This window comes from Streptomyces sp. NBC_01476 (assembly GCF_036227265.1).
In the GTDB taxonomy this organism is placed as follows: domain Bacteria; phylum Actinomycetota; class Actinomycetes; order Streptomycetales; family Streptomycetaceae; genus Actinacidiphila.
This window is the reverse complement of record NZ_CP109446.1, coordinates 2,315,637-2,331,191: the sequence shown is the minus strand read 5'-3', so window position 1 is coordinate 2,331,191 and position 15,555 is coordinate 2,315,637. Positions and strand designations below refer to the sequence as shown.

Sequence of the window (15,555 nt, the reverse complement as noted above, 5' to 3'; positions counted from 1 at the left end):
GTGGTCATGACATCTCGCTTTCGACGATCTCGGCGTCGACGATTTCCTCGTCGGCGGTTAAGCGCACGAGCGCCACCCGGGACGCCTCACGGCGCCGCTCTTCCTCCGCCAGACGCTGAGCCGGGGTCTGCTCCAACTCGCCCACCGCAGCCCGCAGCCGGGCGCTGTGCGGCTTCAGGCGGGGCTTCCCCAGCGGCTGCTTCTCCGTGCCCCCCGGGGTCTTGCACGGACGCCCCACGACCGCACCGCACGCCGGGCACTCCACACCCAGCGGACCCGCACGGCGCACCGAGTCGATGACCGCCTGCTCGTCGGAGTCCGGCACAGGCCGGCCCACCTCGAAGCCACGGGCCTCCAACTCCTGCACGAACTGCTTCGACGGGCCGCCCTCAAGCGCCAACCGGCTGGCCGGCGGAGTGACGCGGCCAGATGCGACGGCCCTGATCTGGCCCTGGTAGCGGGCTATGAACTCGGCGGCGGTCTCGCCCTCGACGGGCTCGTACTGGAAGTTCTCCACCCGTGCCGAACGGATCTTGGCGCGCAGGGTCCGGACGTGGTGCGGCAAGATCCACAGCTTGCCGTCCGGGTCCTTCGGCGCGGTCGTGTAGTAGGTCGCAACCGCGGCGCTGGCGTCGTCATCGAACGGCACATCGTTGAGGGCTGCCGCCCAGGCAACAGCGGCAGCAGCGGACGGCTTGCGGTTGTCGAACGCCGAGCAGTGCTTCAGCAACTCGGCGGCTTCGGAGGGGTTCACGCGGGGTTCTCCTTCGCACGGAGTTCGGCAGCGAGGGCGTCCCAGCCGGCGACCGTGGTGTCGGTGCCGGGGAGGGGGCGGCCGGAGGCGCGGATGGCGACGACGTTGCCGCCGCTGTTTTGCTGGCGGCCCGACTCGAACTTCGCGGACCGGCGCAGCCACTTCTTCCACTCCTCGGGCCAGTTGCGGCGTCGGCCGCCGTCGGCACGGAAGTGCGAGACGAACTGATCGGTCTCGTACTCGATGTTGAGAGCGCCGCCGAAAGTGCTCACGGCCCAACGGCGCATGGGATCGGTGAGAGCGAAGCCGTCGAGATCGATAGGGGCGGGGTCGTAAGACCCCGACTGCGCCAGCCCGGCGGCGGCTTCCGCCTGTTCGACGGCCTCGCCGCCCCCCTCTGTTCCGTGGCTGGGGACAGTGGCAGGGGACAGGGGAAGGGGAGCGCGCGCGTCATGCGCGCCCGCGCCCGCACGCGTAGAGGGGGTCGGAGCCTCTTCCGCATGGGTCTCGCATGTCCCTTCGGAGGGGGGTGCGGAGGGGGTATCGGAGGGGGGTGCGTACCCCCCTCGGGTGGGGTCGGGATGGGGGTTGCCGAACGCCTTGCGGAGGGCGCCGATGTGATCGGCAACCTGCTGCCGGATGGACGGGCCTTCGATGCCCCGGACCTTCATGGGTTCGTCGCTGAGTTCGTCCAGCGGCACCCGGTTCATCTCGTCGAGCAGCGCCCGGCGCAGCAGCGGCGAGGAGATCTCCATGGCGCCGCTGACCATCGCGCCCATGACCTTGGGCTGCTTCCACACGCCGTCGTTCCGGACGAACGAGCGGATGAGCAGCTCCTCGGTGTCCTCGTCCATGACGATGAACCGGGCGGTGGCCAGGGCCAGGAGGTGCTTCTCCAGCTCGACCGCAGTCAGGTCGCTGGACTTACGGGCCCAGCGGCGGAGGGTCATCGGCAGCAGGCCGGCGTGGTTGAGGTTGGGCTGGCTGATGAGGAACAGGTAGAGGCGCTGCTCGTGCTGTGTAAGCGCGAGGAAGTCGGCGTCTTCCCAGATGGGCGTGAGGATCCGGCCGTGTCCGCGGGCCATCAGTTGGCACCGCCCGTCGAGGCCAGTTCGGCGACGTGCTTGCGGAGGTCGGTGCTCATTGCGCGGCCGGCGGATTCAGCCGCGATCAAGAGCGTTGCCGACCCCGTTCCGGCGTCGTAGGTTTCCCCGACCACGTTCAGGAACTGGCATACGGCGTCGCCCGGCGGCGGTCCTTCGTCGCTCACGGAATCCCAGGCCCGCTCCCATGCGTTGATGGCATCCACGCAGGCCACGAACCGATGGTCTTCCAGTGGATCGGGCGTTGATGCCGAGCGCACCATCCGTCCGATGTACGACGAGATGTCGATCGCGTTGTCAGCGCCCGCCAGGAACGCCGCCTCGGTGAGATCGGCGGTGGCGGATGCCCCGCAGTCGAGGAGCTTGTGGGTTTCGAGAGTGAAGTAGTCCTCGTCCAGTTCGGTGACCAGACGTCCCGCCCGCTCCCAGGACCATCGCCACGTGCAGTACAGGTGGACGAAAGTCACGTTCCTGCGCTGCTCCGCCTCGTTCTTCAGGTGAGCGGCCCGCCGGAACGTCTCCTGATCCACGTCGGCCACCGGCGTGGCGTTGGGCATGCTGCTGGTCTTGCCGCCGTTGCAGGCGGCGCAGGCGGTGACGAGGTTGGTTGGCGCGTCGCTGCCGCCGAGCGCCACGGGGATGACGTGGTCAACGTTGAGCTTCACGCCGGGTGCGGTCGCACCGCAGTACCGGCAGGCGTGGTTGTCCCGCCGCAGGATCTCGTAGCGGAGGCGCTGGGAGACGGCCATCGGTTCTTCTTTCGAAAGTGCTGGTCAGTGGGTTTTTGAGCGCAAGGAACCAGACCTTCAGGGAGGCTCTTTCTTCGCGGTGGAGCTGCGAACGGTACGGCTCCATACTATCGCAGGGTGTGTAGGCACCCGCAATACATTCGCAGTACGGCCAGGTCGCACGGGGTGTGCAGCTAGTGCACGGTCAGCTACCCTGACCTCATGACGACGAAGGGAACGCCCGGCCGCATGGTCCGTGTGGACGAGGAGACCTGGGCTGCCTACGAGGTGGTGTGCAGGGCCAAGGGCCTGTCGCGTGCCGCCGACCTGCGCGTCTACATCAACCGCGAGATCGCCGCGCACAAGCGCCGGCTCCGCGACGAGCGTGCCGCCGAGAACATCGCCCGCGCCGATCCTTCCTCCGGCTGACCTCATGCCCCTTCCCCCCTACTGCCTGGTCCCCAGCCGTTCCTCTCGAGCGGTTCTGGCACGCCTTTGAGCGCGGCGGGGCTGTGAGCGGCGCACCGGTGGCCGGGCGTGAAGTACCGGGTCTGCTCTGCCCGGCAGTACCTCGCCCCGTTCCAGTGCCCGCACGAACCGTCTGTGGGCCTCGTGTCCATGTGCTCCCCCTCCTGGCCCCGCGGTGGCGGGGCTTTGTGCTGTGATGGGTGGTGGGGCCGCCCCCGATTCCCGCGGGGGCGGCCCGTCGGGTCAGGTGGTGGCGGCGTAGATCGCCTTGCAGGTGGCGAGGTCCCGTTGTGTGGGGGTGAGAACTTCTCCGCCCGGGCCCCAGGTGCGGGTGCGGGGTTCGTGTTCGGCGAAGACGACCAGCTCGTGCTCGACGTGGAATGCGCGGCCTTGGACTCGGCAGGTTTCTGCTGCGTCCCAGTCGCTGGCGCAGAGCCACGCGCCGGTGGTCATCCAGTACGGCGGGTAGGGCTTGGCCCAGATCTCGTCGCCGTTGTCGTGGCGGAGGTCGTAGTGCCAGATCGGGCGGATCTGCTGGCAGTGCTGGCAGCGGCCGACTTCCTGCGGCGGGTCGATGAAGGTCATGCCGGGACTCCGAGCTGCTGCTGTACGGCGGTGAGGACTCCGGGGGCTGGGGTCCAGAAGCTGAGCGCGCCCTTGGCGGGCACCGGGGCGGGCAGGGCGGTGACGTCGGCGATCCGCCAGTGGAAGACCTGCTCGAAGCCCCAGGTGGCGCACTGTTCGTCGCATTCGGCGTCGCCGTCGAAGTGGCAGCCGGTGAAGGTGATGCGCGCGAGGATGGCGCCGCGGACGCCGGGCCACTGTTCGTCGGGGTCGTGGCCGGTGATGTCGTGGATGGCGAGGCGTCCGACTGCGGGGTAGGTGGTGGCCGCGGAGTGCAGCAGTACGGGCACGCCGATGTAGCGCGGGGGCAGCGGCCAGCCACGGTTCTCGATGCGCTTCGGCAGGGGTGACGGTTGGACGATGGCGTCCGCGTAGGGCTGCCGGATGGTGATGGCCTTCACGTGGTGTCCTTTCGGGGTTAGAGGTGGGCGCCTATGCGCCGCAGTTGGGCGCGCATGTTGGCGAGGGCTCTTCGGCCGCCGCGTGGGGTGGCGGCGAGGCTGATGGTTCGGCCGGCCGGGGAGCGGACCCGGTAGTGACCGGACCCGCCGAACCGGACGTGGAAGCCCTGGGCACGCAGGCGGTCGAGGAGCTGCTGCACGTCCTTGTTCACCCCGCACCGGCCCCGCGCCTGGTGTGGAATTCGGGGTGGTGGCCGGGGCGCCGGAACTGGACGCCGGCCAGGACCAGGAGGTCGTGGACGTACCCGTAGGTGCGGCCGGTTTCCGCCATGAGTTCCCTGATGGACGCGCCCGCCTCATACCGCACTTGCAGGGTGCGAGCGGCCCGTTTGCGGTGCTCACCGTGGAGCCGGATCACTGGGGTTTCGGTGCCTGGGTGGGCGCATCTGATGCAGTAGGCGTTGCCGTCGCCGTCGAGGCGCCCTTCGATGGTCTGGTCGTGGTCGCGGCGGCAGCGCGGCCCGACGGGTGGGAGGCCGCGGAGCGTGCGGAGCATGAGGCGGTTTTGGTAGCGGCCGGGGTCGTCCAGGAGATGTCCGGGGAGGATGCACTTGGGGTGGCCGCAGTCCTGGCGGGCGTATCCGATGGGGGTGCGGCCGGTGTGGAGGGCGAAGCCGATGGCGGGTTGGCTGAGGGTTTTCTGTTGCCAGACGATTCCGCTGTGGCCGACCCATTCGAGGTGCCCGTCGTGGGTGGGAGTGGTGCGGGCGTGCCAGCGGGTGGCGAGGTCGGTGGGGATGGGCAGGGGAAGGATCATGCCGCCGCCTCGGGTCGGGTGCGGGAGTTGATGAGGCAGGTGTTGCAGTAGGCGCGCCCGTCGGTGGTGTACCGGCCGTGACCGGCCTGGTCGTGACCGTGGACGCAGACCGGGGGTCGGGGTGGGAGGCCGTTGACGGCGCGCAGTGCGGCCCGTGTGGTGGCCCGGCCGGGTTGGTCTTCGACGTGGGTGGGTTCGACACAGCCGCGCAGGCCGCAGTCGGGGCGCACGTACCCGATGGGTTCGCGGCCGGTGCGGATCGTGAACGCGACACGGGCCGGCTTGTGGAGGATGTTGTCGAACCGCAGGTAGAGGCAGCCCGTCCACAGCAGGTGCCCGCCCTCGGTGCGGGTGGTGCGGGCGGCCCACTTCTCTTCGAGGGTGTCGGCGTAGATTCGGGGCGCGTTCATGCCGCCACCTCCCGCTCGGGGTAGTCGAGGAGGGCTTTGGCGATGTAGCTGTGGGCGCGGCGCAGGCGCTTCGCGGCGGCCGTTGCGTCGAGGCCGCCGACGGTCATCAGGAACCGGGCCTCGTCCGCGATGATCTCGGCCGGGTCCTTCGGCTCGAAGTGCCGGTCTCCGATCGGATGATCGGGGTTGTCCCAGTACGTCGGGGGCGGCCACCCCTGTTTGGCGGCCCGGTTCTTGGCGGCCTGGACGTGCTGCGGGGTGACTCCGTGCCGTTCCGGGTTGCGGGTGCGGAGCTTGTCGTAGGCGGCGGCGACGGCTTTCGCCGTTGACATGTAGACCCGGGATCGCTCGGCGAACACGAACGCGTTCACGTCGAACAGGCCCGCATGCCGGGCTACGTGGTTGACGGGCCACCCGATGGCGACGAGGGCTTGGATACGGCGCCGGGTGGCGGTGGCGTCGATACGGCCCGTGGTGCGGTCTTGAACCGTGACTGCGAGGATCTTTGCTTCGGTGGCGGGGGTGGTGCGCTGGCGGCGTCCTCGGCTCTGGCCGGGTGCGGGTCGCACGAATTCGAGGATCGACTGGGTCGTCAGGCCCGCTGCGGCGCCGATGGCGTTGGCGCTCATTCCTGCCCTGCGGAGCCGGAGGATGTGCCGGCGCGCTGGCTCGGCGTCTACGAAGGTGGTGTAGGTGCCCTCGCGGCGGGCCTTGAGGCGGGCCTGGTTGATGGTGTTGTACCGCTTGACGCATTGGGGGAGGCGGCAGCGGTACTCGGTGTAGCAGGTGGTCGTGTCGTGGTGCGGTGGGGTGCGGACGGCGGTGGTCACGCGGCGGCCTCCTTCGTGATCTTCGGCAGCAGCCCGGTTCGGCGCGCGTGGCCGATCCACTTCGCCGCCGTGGAATGCGCGGTCTTGAAGTGGCGCTGAACAGCGCGCGTGGGCGGCTCGCCGCAGTCGAGTGCTTCGCTGTAGACCTCGGCGACCTTCTTCAGGTGTTCGGCGGTCAGCTTGTAGCGCTTGTTGGCCTGCTCGGGTACGGCCTCGGCGGCGGAGACCGGACGGAAAGCGGCGACCTGCGCCACCGCATGCCACTGCCACTCGTCTGGCGTGCGGACGGCCAGAATCTGCGCGAGATGGGCGGTGATCTCCTGCCCAACACTGCCGATGTGGGCGAGCGTCACTGCGCCGTCGCGCACCTCGTAGGTGAAGACGACGCCCCCGCCGGGGCCGGTCATGTCGGGCGTCCTGATGGCGAGGCAGAACTGCTCGGGGAGCGCCCGGCCGCCCGCGCGGACCTGCCGCAGCGCCTCCGGGGCGGACGGTTGCCACCCGATGGGCCAGGTGAAGGACTCCCATCCGGGTGGCAGGTTGGCGTTCACGCGGCGGCCTCCGCTCGGCGGTGGGCCGGGATTCCGATCCACGTGGCGACCCGGGACTTATGGGTGGTGATGCGGCTGCTCTTCGCGCTCCCGTAGCCAACCCACTCCTCGATGAGCCCTGCGGCTTTCAGGCGACCGGGCAGCGAGCCCCATTGCGCCTGCGGGTTCGGCGGGTCGGGCAGGTCGTGGCGCTGCTGGATCTCGCTGGTGGTGAACGGCTGTCCGGAGTCGGCAGCGGCCACGAACGCGGACCACACGGCCGTGACCCATTCCTCGTAGTCCTCGGCGCGCTGCACCGCGGCAGGTGTCGGGGGTTCGGGCATGCCCGGCAGCGGGGTCGGGGTGCTCATGCGGTCCACCTCCGGGTGGGGATGCCTGCCTTCTCGGCGAGGTCGGCGGTGTGGGTGGCGCCCCGCGATCCGCCCTTGATGAAGGCCAGGCAGACGTCGGCACCCCGGCTGACCATGGCGGCGTTGCGCTTGGGCCCAGCGGTGCGGCCGTGCAGGTGCCAGGCCGCGGGGTGGGGCTCCTCGGTGACGCGTTCGTCGCCGCACCAGGTGGTGGCCCACACCTTCGCGACGAGGTCGGCTCCGGTGGGGCAGTCGCCGTGCACGATGACGACCGGGCGGCCGTAGGGGGCGGCGGCGAGCGCCTCGTCGAGGGCGCGGCGGACGACGCCGTGTGCGTCCCAATCCCGGGAGCCGGTGACGAGCACGCGGTAGGGGGTGGTCATGCGCTGGCCTCCTTGGTGGGCCTCGTGTTGGTGGGGATGCCGAGGAGCGCGTACTCCAGTTCGGCCCGGAACCCGGCGTCGGTGACGGCGGCGCGTAGCTGGTCTCGGTGGGTGCCGTTGGTGACGTGCGCGGCAATCAGGTCGATCAGGGCGTCATGGCGGGCCTGCAGGCGCCGCTTCTGCGCGGTGAGGGTCTCGACGTAGCGGGTGACATCAGTGAGGCGTGTGGCCCGGCTAGCGGCCAGGTCCGTGAGCCGCTCGTTCTCCCGGCGCAAGGCGTGCTTGGTCTCCATCACGCACCCGCCTTGATGTCCAGGTGGATTCCGGCGGCTTCGAGTTCGGTGATGAGGGACCGGGCCAGGTCCGCGGCCTTCTGGTCACCGGAGGTCAGCCCGTCCGTGATGTGCCGGGCGACTGTCCGCTCGAACAGGGCGCTCTGGTCGTCCGCCTGCCGGGCCTTCTCCTTGCGGAGGTTCGCCCGTTCGTTGAACGCGGCGATCCACTGGTCAGGGTCGTTGCCGAGCTTCTTCGCTGCCCGGTAGGCGGGGCCGCCGACGTCTCCCGCGGTGAGGATGCTGTCGAGGGTTTGGGATACGGCTTTCGCGGCGTCGGGTGCGAACCGGTGCAGGTTCTCCAGGGCGACGCCGGCGATGAGGCCGTTGACGGCTGCCTGCTGTTCGGCCTGCCGGAGCGGGGCGTCGTTGATGTATTCGGCAACGAGAAGGTCGGCTTCGATGCTGGACCGCAGCATGGTGGTGACGAACTCGGCCGGTGCCTTCGGGGTGGCGTTGCTGTTCATGGGATGCTCCTTGGTGGCCGCCGCTGCCTGCTTCGGACGGGCAGCGGCGGCCGTAGTGCGGGGGTGAGTTAGAACGGGGGCTCGGACGGGTTGCGGCCCAACGTCGTGTCGCTGATGCGCGACCGAATTGCGTCGGTGAGGTCGATGCCCTCGTTCTGCAGCGCAAAGGTGAGGCGGCGCGCCCACTCCTTGGAGCCGAGATCGTCCGGGTCGAGGAGCATGTAAGCGAGGTGAGCGGAGGCGATCCGGTAGAAGTTCTGGATCTTCTGGACCGCCGGGTCTGCCGCCCACGGGTCGGGCTCGTCGGGCAGGTGTGAGCCGGCCCAGGCCGCCTTCGAGTCGTTCTCGCCATCGGCGTCGAGATCCTGCGCGAGGCTGCGGGCGGCGCTCCAGCGGTCGCGGTTGGTGCTGGTGAGTCCGTTGGCGATGTGCCGGGCCACGCGGTCGCGCATCGCGGCCTCGCGGCGCCGCAGCAGGGTCAGGGCGTCCCGCATGTCGGCCCGGTTGGTGGCCTGCTCTTCGTCGCGGGCGAGAGTGGCGTAACCCGTTCCGATCCAGGCGGACACCTCGGCGATCCGCATGTCCGAGGGGTGTTCGTTGTTGTGGCGGGCGGCGTTGGCGAGGTGCTTCTCCGCCTCGGCGCGGTGGTCGGTGGTCATGGGTTGTGGTCTCCTTTGGGGTGAGCCGGGACCCCGCCTGTTATCGGCGGGCAGGGCCCCGGCGCGGGTGGGTTGGGTCAGGCGGCGGCGGTGCGCCACTTCGCGACGAGGTCGCGGAGGGCCTGCGCGGTGGCGTCCTCGACGCTCACGCCGAGCTCGCGGAACACGTCCTGATCGATGTCCGGCGCGTCGTACTCCGCGGCGAACGTGCGCAGTTCGGCGACCGCGGCGGCGTGCTCTGCGTCGTCGGCGGCGGGGTCCACGTACTCTGGCTCGGCGACCGGAGCCTGCTGCGCGGCCGGTGCGGGCGCGGCGGTCAGTTCGGCCACCGACAGCGGCGGGGCCTGGACCTGCTCGACGCGGATCTCCGTCGTGCCGATCAGTTCCTCGGCGGCGTAGGGCATGCCGTGCAGGGCGTCGGATGCGATCAGACGGCACAGGTCCCCAGTGGCGCGGGCCACGAGCATGGTGCCCGGCTGCTTCTGGTACTCCGAGTTCGTCTTGGTCACGCCGAGCCGTTCGGCGCGCTGGTACGTCCACACGACGGTCTGCCACTTCTCGGCTCCGGCCCGGCGGCCCCGCATCACACAGTGCTGGTCGTCGGACTCGACGAGTTCGATCTCGTGGCCCTTGTTCTGGACGACGCCGCGCATGGCGTGAGCACGGAGGGCGGGCGTGCCCTTGATGACGTCGATGCTCTTCAGCGTCGCCATCGGCTTGAGGCCGAGTTCCTGCCCGGCGAGAAGCGCGGCGGCGATGTCGCCGGGCTTGCCACGCAGGCTCGCCGGGACGAACGACGTCGCAGCCAGCTTGTGCGCCATCTGGTAGGCGACCTCGGCCTGCTGCGCCCACTCGACAAGACTGGTGGCGCCGGCGGGCAACTCCTGCTGGATGACCGGGGTGTTGTCGTTGCGGGCGGCGACGGCCTGCTGTTCGGGTACGGCGAGTTCAGACATTCAAAAACTCCTCGGCTTCGCGCTGGGCCACGTAGGGCGGCAGGGAGATGTATGGGATCTGGTCGACGGGCCCGGTCCAGTCGGGCCACACGCCGGTGCGTTCGCATTCGGCGTAGATGCGCAGGGCCTTGGCGTTCTTCGCCCGGCCGATGGCCCGGTCCGCCTGGGACAGTTCCCGGACGGTGATCAGGTACGGGGCGGTTTTCGACTGGAACACCAGGACGAACCGCGCCTGTCGACCGGTGACGGCCTGGACGCCGTCGACGTAGAAGGCGTCCTGCTGGTGGTAGTTGCGTTCCGCGATGGCCTTGGACGCCGAAGTCGGGTCGGCCTTGACCGCGGTCTTGTAGTCGACGCACAGGGTCAGGTCGGGGTACTCGCGAAGCATGTCCGGGCGGCAGCGGCAGGTGACGCCGGTTGCCTCGTCGGCCCAGTACAGGGACTGCTCCGCGATGCCGCCGGGGGCGAACAGCGGGCCAGCCTGGTGGTGCGCGCGGACGGCCGCGACCATGGCCTTGACCTTGTCCATGTCGGACGGCTTGAGCGGGATTTTGTCCTCGGCGCGGATCGCGAGCACCTCGGCTTTGACAGCGTTGGTTGCCCACTTCTCCGCGTCGACCACGACGAGTTCGGAGCCGGTGCCGAGCAGCAGCGAGTGCGCCGCCGTCCCGATCTCGAACTCTTTCTTCGGACCTTGGGGGTTCTGCCGGTCGTGGTTGAACTGGGCGGGGCATCCGGGGTCGAGGAGGGCACGTGCTCCGCTGCTGCTGAGGCTCCCGCCGGGGACGATGTCGGCGTGGTACTCGGCGAGGGACAGTTCCTCCGCCGTGTAGACGCCGACACCGCGCCACAGCGGGTCGGTGACGGGCGCGTCGAGGGTCGCGGTCACTTCGCACCGCCGGGGGCGTGGTTGCTGCACAGCCAGGCGTCGTGCTCGCTGTCCCACGTCCAGCCGCGTTCGGCGGCCTTGTTGGCCCGCTCGCCGTTCGGGCAGTTGCGGTAGGAGCAGAACACCCACTCGCCCTTGTCGAGTTGGCCCCCGCCGCCTGCCACCCCGGGTTCGTTGTCCTCGGGGATCCACCGCTCCAGGTCCCGCGCGAATGCTTGGACGGCGCGCTTGCCGTAGGTGGTGGGGAGGAGCAGTTCCTCGTTGGCGGTGGCACGGATCTGCCGCACAAGGCCCCCCAGCGGGACCTGCTGCCGGACGTATTCGGCTTCTTCGGCGAGGGTCGGTTCGTGTCCGACGTACAGGTCGAGGATTTGCACGAGCCGGGCGATGACCCGGGGGGCTTCGATGGCGAAGTCCTGGGTGTCTTCCTGGCCTTCCATGGCGCGGGCCTGGTCGAGGACCGCGCGGATCTCCGGCATCTTCGGGTTGGCGCTCATGCTGCGGCCTCCTCTTCGGTTGTGGCGGGCGGGGCGATGGTCCAGGCGCAGATGCCCCACGGTTTCCGGCCGGCGCCGGGGCAGTTGCGCTCGTCGGGAGGGAAGCGCTCGTGTCCGTTGCGTTGGTGGCGGACGACCGTGCCGTCTGCGCGGATGGCCCGTTCCTCCATGCAGTGGTCGCACCAGCCACGGGGCCGCGGCGGGAGCGGCAGCACCGGGTAGGTGATGTCGTAGGGGTGGACGATCGCGGCCCTCTTCGCGCCCTGCGGGAGGACCCGCACGTACTGGGCCCGGCCGCCGAGGATCGTCGCCGGGGCGCCCCGGTAGGCGACCTCCAGGCCGGTGAACGCGGGCACGTTGTAGTTGCGGCGGACCCACTTCAAGCTGGCGCTCACTACTGCCCACCCCCCGGGTGTTGTGCCCGGTAGTTCCGCTGCCTGGTGGTGCACGGGCAGACTTCGGTCAGTTCGGCCGCGTTGCCGAACGGGCAGTCGTCCCGGTGGTGCAGCGGGCGCGGCTTGGCGTCGGGCCGCAGCGGCTTCACGTCGCGTGCGTCCCACGCCCGGTTGGTGGTGTCGAACCGGCCGTCGGAGTGCCGGTACAGCACGTCAGGGGCGGTCATGCGGTCCTCCCGAGTGCGGCGTGGAGGGTCATGACGGGTACGGGCACGGTCGGCTGGTCGAGGGCGTCGCTGGTGTCGCGGACCATGGGCGGCACATCGACCCGGTTGTGGTTGGCCAGTGCGGCCTGTGCGGCGCGAAGGTCGTCGCCGACCCGCCGGCCCATGGCCTCCGCAGCCTGGAGCTGCTTGCGGGTGACGCTCAGGTCGACGCCCTGGGCGTGGAGTTGCTGCTGCTGGTTGCGGATGAGCTCGTCGGCGGCGGCCAGCCTGGCCCGCAGCACATGGTTGGCCTCGTGGGCGGCCTGCAGGTCGCGGTCCGCCTGGGCGGCGTCGTGGGCGGCCTGGTCGCGGGTGCGAGCCAGGAGGGTCTTGAGATGGGTGACCCGGTCCCGCAACTGGCGGCGGGTCAGGGCGAACCGGTGACGGTTAGGTGCGGCAACGGCGGCGCTCATCACTGACCACCTGCCTGTGGGGTTTCGGTGGTGAATCGGATGACCACCGCGTCGTCAGTGACGTGGAACCAGATGGCGTCGTCGGAGAGTGGGGTGTCCTTGTCGAGGCCGTGGGTTTCGCGGTAGGCGCGGTCCGCAGCCGACCAGGCTTTGCCGATCTCCGCGTGGGCGGCGCCCCACGGTTCGGTGGCCGGGACGATCCACTCGTGGCGGACAGACGTGACCTTGCGGTGCTCGTATGTGGCCATCAGGCGGCGCTCCTCTGTGCCGGCCGGGTAGGCGTCGCGGGTGTCAGGTTGCGAGCGAGGCGTTCGGTTGCCGCCTGGTGGAGACGGATAGCGAGGGCCGACGCGGGCAGTGCTGCCAGAAGGTCCTCAACCAACTGCTCGGTGGGCAGGTGACGCTCCGGGTGGTACAGGTCGGGGGCTTCCCCGCCGGTCACAACCCGGTCGAGGTCGTCCATCAGCTCAGGCCGGTCGGCCAGGAGTCCGATGACGTCCGCGAGCAGGTGCCGGACGAACCCGGTCACATCCAGGTCGCACCCATCGGGGCGCGGGGTGACAGTCACGGCGTGGGAGCGGGGAGTGGTGGTCATCAGGCACCCGCCTTCGGGGTGGCGGCGGCCTGCTGCTTGGCCGTGCGGTAGATGACCTCGTGGGTGTGCGGGATGTTGACCTTGTGGCCGTCGGCGAGCGTGACCATGGCGAACTTCGCCGGGCTCAGCACCTGCACGAGGCTGGTGATCTCCTGCCATGACCCGTTGGGGCGGCGGATGAACCCGCCCTCCTTGATCCGGGCGGCAGGGGTGAAGCGGGCAAGCTCGGTCTCAGGCATGGGGTCCCCCGGGGGTCTTGGTGGTGGTGGTGCGGCGGGTGTGTTTCATGCGGCGACCCAGGGCGACGGCGATGAAGAAGTTCGCGACGGGAGCAGCGCAGATGGTGGCGACCAGTGGCCCGGTCAGTTGGGCGAGGAGCGCCCACCCGCCGATCAGCAGAATCACGGCGATCACGCGGTCACCTCCCCGGCTGCGGTGTCGGCGGGGTGGGCGGGGGCTGGTCCTTGCCCGGGAACCAGTTGTCATCACTCACCCGGCTCACCCGCCCTGAGCACGTCGGGCACGGGCCACACCGAGTCCGCATCCAGATCCATCACCTGATGCCACTGCTCCAACAGGCGGCCGACCTTGAGGCGGGCATCAGGCTCGGCGGCACCCGCCAGCGAGGCCGCGACCGGTCGCGGGGACAGGGCGGTCATGAGGGATCACCCGGCTCGGTGTCGTCCTGCGACGGGGTGCACCACGGGTAGCCGGGGCACGGACCGAAGCCGTTGTGCTGCGAGCACAGGAGATTCGACGGATACGGACCGACATCTCCGTCGGGGTCGACGTAGCCGAGGGCGTCGTCGATACCGGACCGCCACGCCTGCTTCTTCGAGGCGTTGTCGTCGCAGTTCCGGTAGGCCGTCGCGTCGTCCATGGCCTCACGTACAGCCTCAGAACCGATGGCCTGCTGGTACCGCAGGTACGTGTCCTCGGCGAGGATCGACCGCAGGTATACGTCCACCTCGGCGGGCGTTGCCGCGAACCGCGAGGGATGCTCCGCCTCCAGCTCGGTGACACGGGCGGCCAGACGCTCCACCTCGGCCAGCAGCGCGGGCACGTCTTCGCGGGCTGCCGCAATGAAGGCCATGTCACCTGGGCCGCCATACACCGACGTCAACTCAAAGAGCACGCTCGGGTAGGTGCTGACACCATCACCAGACGTCAGCGGACGGTAGAGCGTGGGGACATTGCCGCGCCTCGCTCCTTCGAGCCACGGGCCCTTAGACGCAGCCGCCTCACGCGCCGCGATCTCGGCGAGCTGCTGCTCACTCAGCGGGGCGGTCATGCGGCCACCGCCTTGGTCCGCAGGATGTTCCGCCGCCAGAACGGAGCCGCCGACGACACCGGTATTCCGGCCTCAGCGTTCGCCGCGGCCAAACCCTCCACGAACCCCGCAGCCGACGACGCGTGACCATCCGTGCACAGCGACCGCAGGAACTGGGCCGTGTCCACATCCATCCCGGCGGCACGCCGACCCGCGTGAAACGCGAGCATGAACGACTGCGGGTCCTCCACGGTGAGACTCCGCGCCTCAGCGATCTCGATGGCACTCATGCCGCCACCGCCTTCGACGACCACTCAGCCGGCAAGCCCGCCGGGGCCAGGGCATCGGCCGGGCAGATCACCGTCACCGACAGGCGCACGTCCCGCCACGTCGTCGGCAGCCACAGCGAGAACCGCTCGACCCCAAGGTGCGAGTACCGGGACTCCGTCGGCTGCCCGCCGAACACGGCCACGAACGCCGCCATGATCGGCCGCGCGTCCTCGTCCACCATCAGGTCACCCATCAGGAAGCCGTCGGCTGCCAGACTCCACCGCACCGCGGGAAGATCCGGGTTCTCCTGCACCAACTGCATCAACGCCATCAGCGGGCCCGCCTGCTGGCTCACCCGGGCGGTCACAGCGCACCGCCGGTCTGTGCCGCAACCTGCGCCGCGTACAGCGCCGGAACCCCGTACCCGGTCAGCAGCACCGTGACGGAGCCGTGGTTGCCCTTCGCCGTGGAATACGAACCGCGGTGGGTCATCTGCCCCGTCGGAATGTGGAACCGCCCGAGCCACCAGTCCCAGTCGCCCAAGCCGGCCGGGGTGACGAAGACGTTCAGCGTCTCGGCGTCGATCAGCTCCGTCATCGCGTGGAACGGGTACTTCTCCGCGATCAGTCGGGCCAGGCGGGCGGCCTTCGACGCCGGATCCACCGGAACCCGGGCCGGGGGCTGTGGGGCAGCCTCGGCGGCCTCGCGGTCGGCGACGTTCAGAGCCAGCTGGTTCTCCGCCTGCCGGATCGTGTCGTCCGACACCAGCGGGGCGACGATCTCCAGGCCCTTACGCTCGGCCCACTCGCGGGCTGCTCGCTCCGCGTTCCGGTCGCAGTGCTCCGCGAAGTCCACGTAGCCGTAGGCGTGGTAGATGACCGGCCCGAACGTCATGTCCGCCGATGCGTTGCCTTCGGCGTCGAACACCACGGTCAGACCGTGCTTGGCCGCGAACTCCTCGACCGCCGAGTTCAGCGACAGTGACAACAGCAACGTCCGCTGCGTCGTGGGGACGGTCACGTCCGGGTTGGACTCCAGGAAGTCCGCGAACTCCCGCAGACTAGCCACATAGGTGGCACGCGGGTCGTCGGATGAGATGATGTTGCTCAAGGCTCTCGCCTCTCTCT

At 69.9% G+C, this 15,555-nt stretch carries 31 protein-coding genes; 1 reads left to right on the top strand and 30 read right to left on the bottom strand.

What is annotated here, in order from left to right; translation table 11 throughout:
- Positions 1-4 precede the first annotated feature (4 nt).
- Genes OG552_RS10295 through OG552_RS10285 form a run of 3 tightly spaced genes read right to left on the bottom strand, consistent with a single transcriptional unit; the run spans position 5 to position 2,606 of the window.
- Positions 5-754 carry a zinc finger domain-containing protein gene (locus tag OG552_RS10295; RefSeq protein ID WP_329131479.1) on the bottom strand — a complete coding sequence of 250 codons (750 nt, stop codon included), beginning with the start codon at positions 752-754 and terminating at the stop codon, positions 5-7.
- Positions 751-1,839 (bottom strand): hypothetical protein, encoded by a 1,089-nt coding sequence (locus OG552_RS10290; RefSeq protein ID WP_329131477.1) that lies wholly within the window; start codon positions 1,837-1,839, stop codon positions 751-753. Before OG552_RS10290 ends, OG552_RS10295 begins: the two co-directional genes overlap by 4 nt.
- The gene (locus tag OG552_RS10285; protein ID WP_329131475.1) at positions 1,839-2,606 is read right to left on the bottom strand and encodes an HNH endonuclease; all 768 of its coding nucleotides are present in this window, start codon (positions 2,604-2,606) and stop codon (positions 1,839-1,841) included. The genes OG552_RS10290 and OG552_RS10285 overlap by 1 nt, the downstream gene beginning before the upstream one ends.
- Before the next feature lie 201 nt (positions 2,607-2,807).
- On the opposite strand from OG552_RS10285, the gene OG552_RS10280 reads away from it, so the two are divergent.
- The gene (locus tag OG552_RS10280; protein WP_329131473.1) at positions 2,808-3,014 is read left to right on the top strand and encodes a hypothetical protein; all 207 of its coding nucleotides are present in this window, start codon (positions 2,808-2,810) and stop codon (positions 3,012-3,014) included.
- Between the two features lie 282 nt (positions 3,015-3,296).
- On the opposite strand, the gene OG552_RS10275 is transcribed toward OG552_RS10280, so the two are convergent.
- The 27 genes from OG552_RS10275 to OG552_RS10145 all read right to left on the bottom strand — a co-directional run bounded on the left by OG552_RS10275 (position 3,297) and on the right by OG552_RS10145 (position 15,538).
- A complete protein-coding gene (locus OG552_RS10275) occupies positions 3,297-3,638 on the bottom strand; it encodes a hypothetical protein (protein WP_329131471.1) in 342 nt (113 codons plus the stop codon).
- Positions 3,635-4,078, bottom strand: coding sequence for a hypothetical protein (locus OG552_RS10270; protein ID WP_329131469.1), 444 nt, complete (start codon positions 4,076-4,078; stop codon positions 3,635-3,637). Before OG552_RS10270 ends, OG552_RS10275 begins: the two co-directional genes overlap by 4 nt.
- A 17-nt stretch (positions 4,079-4,095) precedes the next feature.
- Positions 4,096-4,290 carry a hypothetical protein gene (locus OG552_RS10265; protein ID WP_329131468.1) on the bottom strand — a complete coding sequence of 65 codons (195 nt, stop codon included), beginning with the start codon at positions 4,288-4,290 and terminating at the stop codon, positions 4,096-4,098.
- Positions 4,287-4,895, bottom strand: coding sequence for a helix-turn-helix domain-containing protein (locus tag OG552_RS10260; protein ID WP_329131466.1), 609 nt, complete (start codon positions 4,893-4,895; stop codon positions 4,287-4,289). The genes OG552_RS10265 and OG552_RS10260 overlap by 4 nt, the downstream gene beginning before the upstream one ends.
- Positions 4,892-5,305, bottom strand: coding sequence for a hypothetical protein (locus OG552_RS10255; RefSeq protein ID WP_329131463.1), 414 nt, complete (start codon positions 5,303-5,305; stop codon positions 4,892-4,894). The genes OG552_RS10260 and OG552_RS10255 overlap by 4 nt, the downstream gene beginning before the upstream one ends.
- Entirely contained in the window at positions 5,302-6,135 is an 834-nt protein-coding gene (locus OG552_RS10250) for a hypothetical protein (RefSeq protein WP_329131461.1), read from the bottom strand. Before OG552_RS10250 ends, OG552_RS10255 begins: the two co-directional genes overlap by 4 nt.
- Positions 6,132-6,686 (bottom strand): hypothetical protein, encoded by a 555-nt coding sequence (locus OG552_RS10245; protein WP_329131459.1) that lies wholly within the window; start codon positions 6,684-6,686, stop codon positions 6,132-6,134. The genes OG552_RS10250 and OG552_RS10245 overlap by 4 nt, the downstream gene beginning before the upstream one ends.
- Positions 6,683-7,036: a hypothetical protein gene (locus OG552_RS10240; protein WP_329131457.1), complete on the bottom strand. Its 354-nt coding sequence runs from the start codon at positions 7,034-7,036 to the stop codon at positions 6,683-6,685. Before OG552_RS10240 ends, OG552_RS10245 begins: the two co-directional genes overlap by 4 nt.
- Positions 7,033-7,419 (bottom strand): SLOG family protein, encoded by a 387-nt coding sequence (locus OG552_RS10235; RefSeq protein WP_329131455.1) that lies wholly within the window; start codon positions 7,417-7,419, stop codon positions 7,033-7,035. The genes OG552_RS10240 and OG552_RS10235 overlap by 4 nt, the downstream gene beginning before the upstream one ends.
- A complete protein-coding gene (locus tag OG552_RS10230) occupies positions 7,416-7,712 on the bottom strand; it encodes a hypothetical protein (protein ID WP_329131453.1) in 297 nt (98 codons plus the stop codon). The genes OG552_RS10235 and OG552_RS10230 overlap by 4 nt, the downstream gene beginning before the upstream one ends.
- A complete protein-coding gene (locus OG552_RS10225; RefSeq protein WP_329131451.1) occupies positions 7,712-8,218 on the bottom strand; it encodes a hypothetical protein in 507 nt (168 codons plus the stop codon). The genes OG552_RS10230 and OG552_RS10225 overlap by 1 nt, the downstream gene beginning before the upstream one ends.
- Before the next feature lie 68 nt (positions 8,219-8,286).
- Positions 8,287-8,877 (bottom strand): hypothetical protein, encoded by a 591-nt coding sequence (locus OG552_RS10220; RefSeq protein WP_329131449.1) that lies wholly within the window; start codon positions 8,875-8,877, stop codon positions 8,287-8,289.
- A 77-nt stretch (positions 8,878-8,954) separates the two neighbouring features.
- On the bottom strand, positions 8,955-9,833 hold the full coding sequence (locus tag OG552_RS10215) for a hypothetical protein (protein ID WP_329131447.1): 879 nt from the start codon (positions 9,831-9,833) through the stop codon (positions 8,955-8,957).
- Entirely contained in the window at positions 9,826-10,722 is an 897-nt protein-coding gene (locus OG552_RS10210; protein ID WP_329131445.1) for a PD-(D/E)XK nuclease-like domain-containing protein, read from the bottom strand. The genes OG552_RS10215 and OG552_RS10210 overlap by 8 nt, the downstream gene beginning before the upstream one ends.
- Complete coding sequence (locus OG552_RS10205) at positions 10,719-11,219, bottom strand: hypothetical protein (RefSeq protein ID WP_329131443.1); 501 nt, start codon at positions 11,217-11,219, stop codon at positions 10,719-10,721. Before OG552_RS10205 ends, OG552_RS10210 begins: the two co-directional genes overlap by 4 nt.
- On the bottom strand, positions 11,216-11,614 hold the full coding sequence (locus tag OG552_RS10200; RefSeq protein ID WP_329131441.1) for a hypothetical protein: 399 nt from the start codon (positions 11,612-11,614) through the stop codon (positions 11,216-11,218). Before OG552_RS10200 ends, OG552_RS10205 begins: the two co-directional genes overlap by 4 nt.
- On the bottom strand, positions 11,614-11,841 hold the full coding sequence (locus OG552_RS10195; RefSeq protein ID WP_329131439.1) for a hypothetical protein: 228 nt from the start codon (positions 11,839-11,841) through the stop codon (positions 11,614-11,616). Before OG552_RS10195 ends, OG552_RS10200 begins: the two co-directional genes overlap by 1 nt.
- Positions 11,838-12,293, bottom strand: a complete 456-nt coding sequence (locus OG552_RS10190; RefSeq protein WP_329131437.1) for a hypothetical protein — start codon at positions 12,291-12,293, stop codon at positions 11,838-11,840. The genes OG552_RS10195 and OG552_RS10190 overlap by 4 nt, the downstream gene beginning before the upstream one ends.
- On the bottom strand, positions 12,293-12,541 hold the full coding sequence (locus tag OG552_RS10185; protein WP_329131435.1) for a hypothetical protein: 249 nt from the start codon (positions 12,539-12,541) through the stop codon (positions 12,293-12,295). The genes OG552_RS10190 and OG552_RS10185 overlap by 1 nt, the downstream gene beginning before the upstream one ends.
- A complete protein-coding gene (locus OG552_RS10180) occupies positions 12,541-12,888 on the bottom strand; it encodes a hypothetical protein (RefSeq protein WP_329131433.1) in 348 nt (115 codons plus the stop codon). The genes OG552_RS10185 and OG552_RS10180 overlap by 1 nt, the downstream gene beginning before the upstream one ends.
- Positions 12,888-13,127, bottom strand: a complete 240-nt coding sequence (locus tag OG552_RS10175) for a hypothetical protein (RefSeq protein WP_329131431.1) — start codon at positions 13,125-13,127, stop codon at positions 12,888-12,890. Before OG552_RS10175 ends, OG552_RS10180 begins: the two co-directional genes overlap by 1 nt.
- Positions 13,120-13,302, bottom strand: coding sequence for a hypothetical protein (locus OG552_RS10170; RefSeq protein WP_329131429.1), 183 nt, complete (start codon positions 13,300-13,302; stop codon positions 13,120-13,122). The genes OG552_RS10175 and OG552_RS10170 overlap by 8 nt, the downstream gene beginning before the upstream one ends.
- 71 nt (positions 13,303-13,373) lie before the next feature.
- Positions 13,374-13,547 (bottom strand): hypothetical protein, encoded by a 174-nt coding sequence (locus tag OG552_RS10165; protein WP_329131427.1) that lies wholly within the window; start codon positions 13,545-13,547, stop codon positions 13,374-13,376.
- Positions 13,544-14,179, bottom strand: coding sequence for a hypothetical protein (locus OG552_RS10160; RefSeq protein ID WP_329131425.1), 636 nt, complete (start codon positions 14,177-14,179; stop codon positions 13,544-13,546). The genes OG552_RS10165 and OG552_RS10160 overlap by 4 nt, the downstream gene beginning before the upstream one ends.
- Positions 14,176-14,448 carry a hypothetical protein gene (locus tag OG552_RS10155; RefSeq protein WP_329131423.1) on the bottom strand — a complete coding sequence of 91 codons (273 nt, stop codon included), beginning with the start codon at positions 14,446-14,448 and terminating at the stop codon, positions 14,176-14,178. Before OG552_RS10155 ends, OG552_RS10160 begins: the two co-directional genes overlap by 4 nt.
- Positions 14,445-14,783, bottom strand: coding sequence for a hypothetical protein (locus OG552_RS10150; RefSeq protein WP_329131421.1), 339 nt, complete (start codon positions 14,781-14,783; stop codon positions 14,445-14,447). The genes OG552_RS10155 and OG552_RS10150 overlap by 4 nt, the downstream gene beginning before the upstream one ends.
- 8 nt (positions 14,784-14,791) lie before the next feature.
- Entirely contained in the window at positions 14,792-15,538 is a 747-nt protein-coding gene (locus tag OG552_RS10145; RefSeq protein WP_329131419.1) for a hypothetical protein, read from the bottom strand.
- Positions 15,539-15,555: the final 17 nt, after the last annotated feature.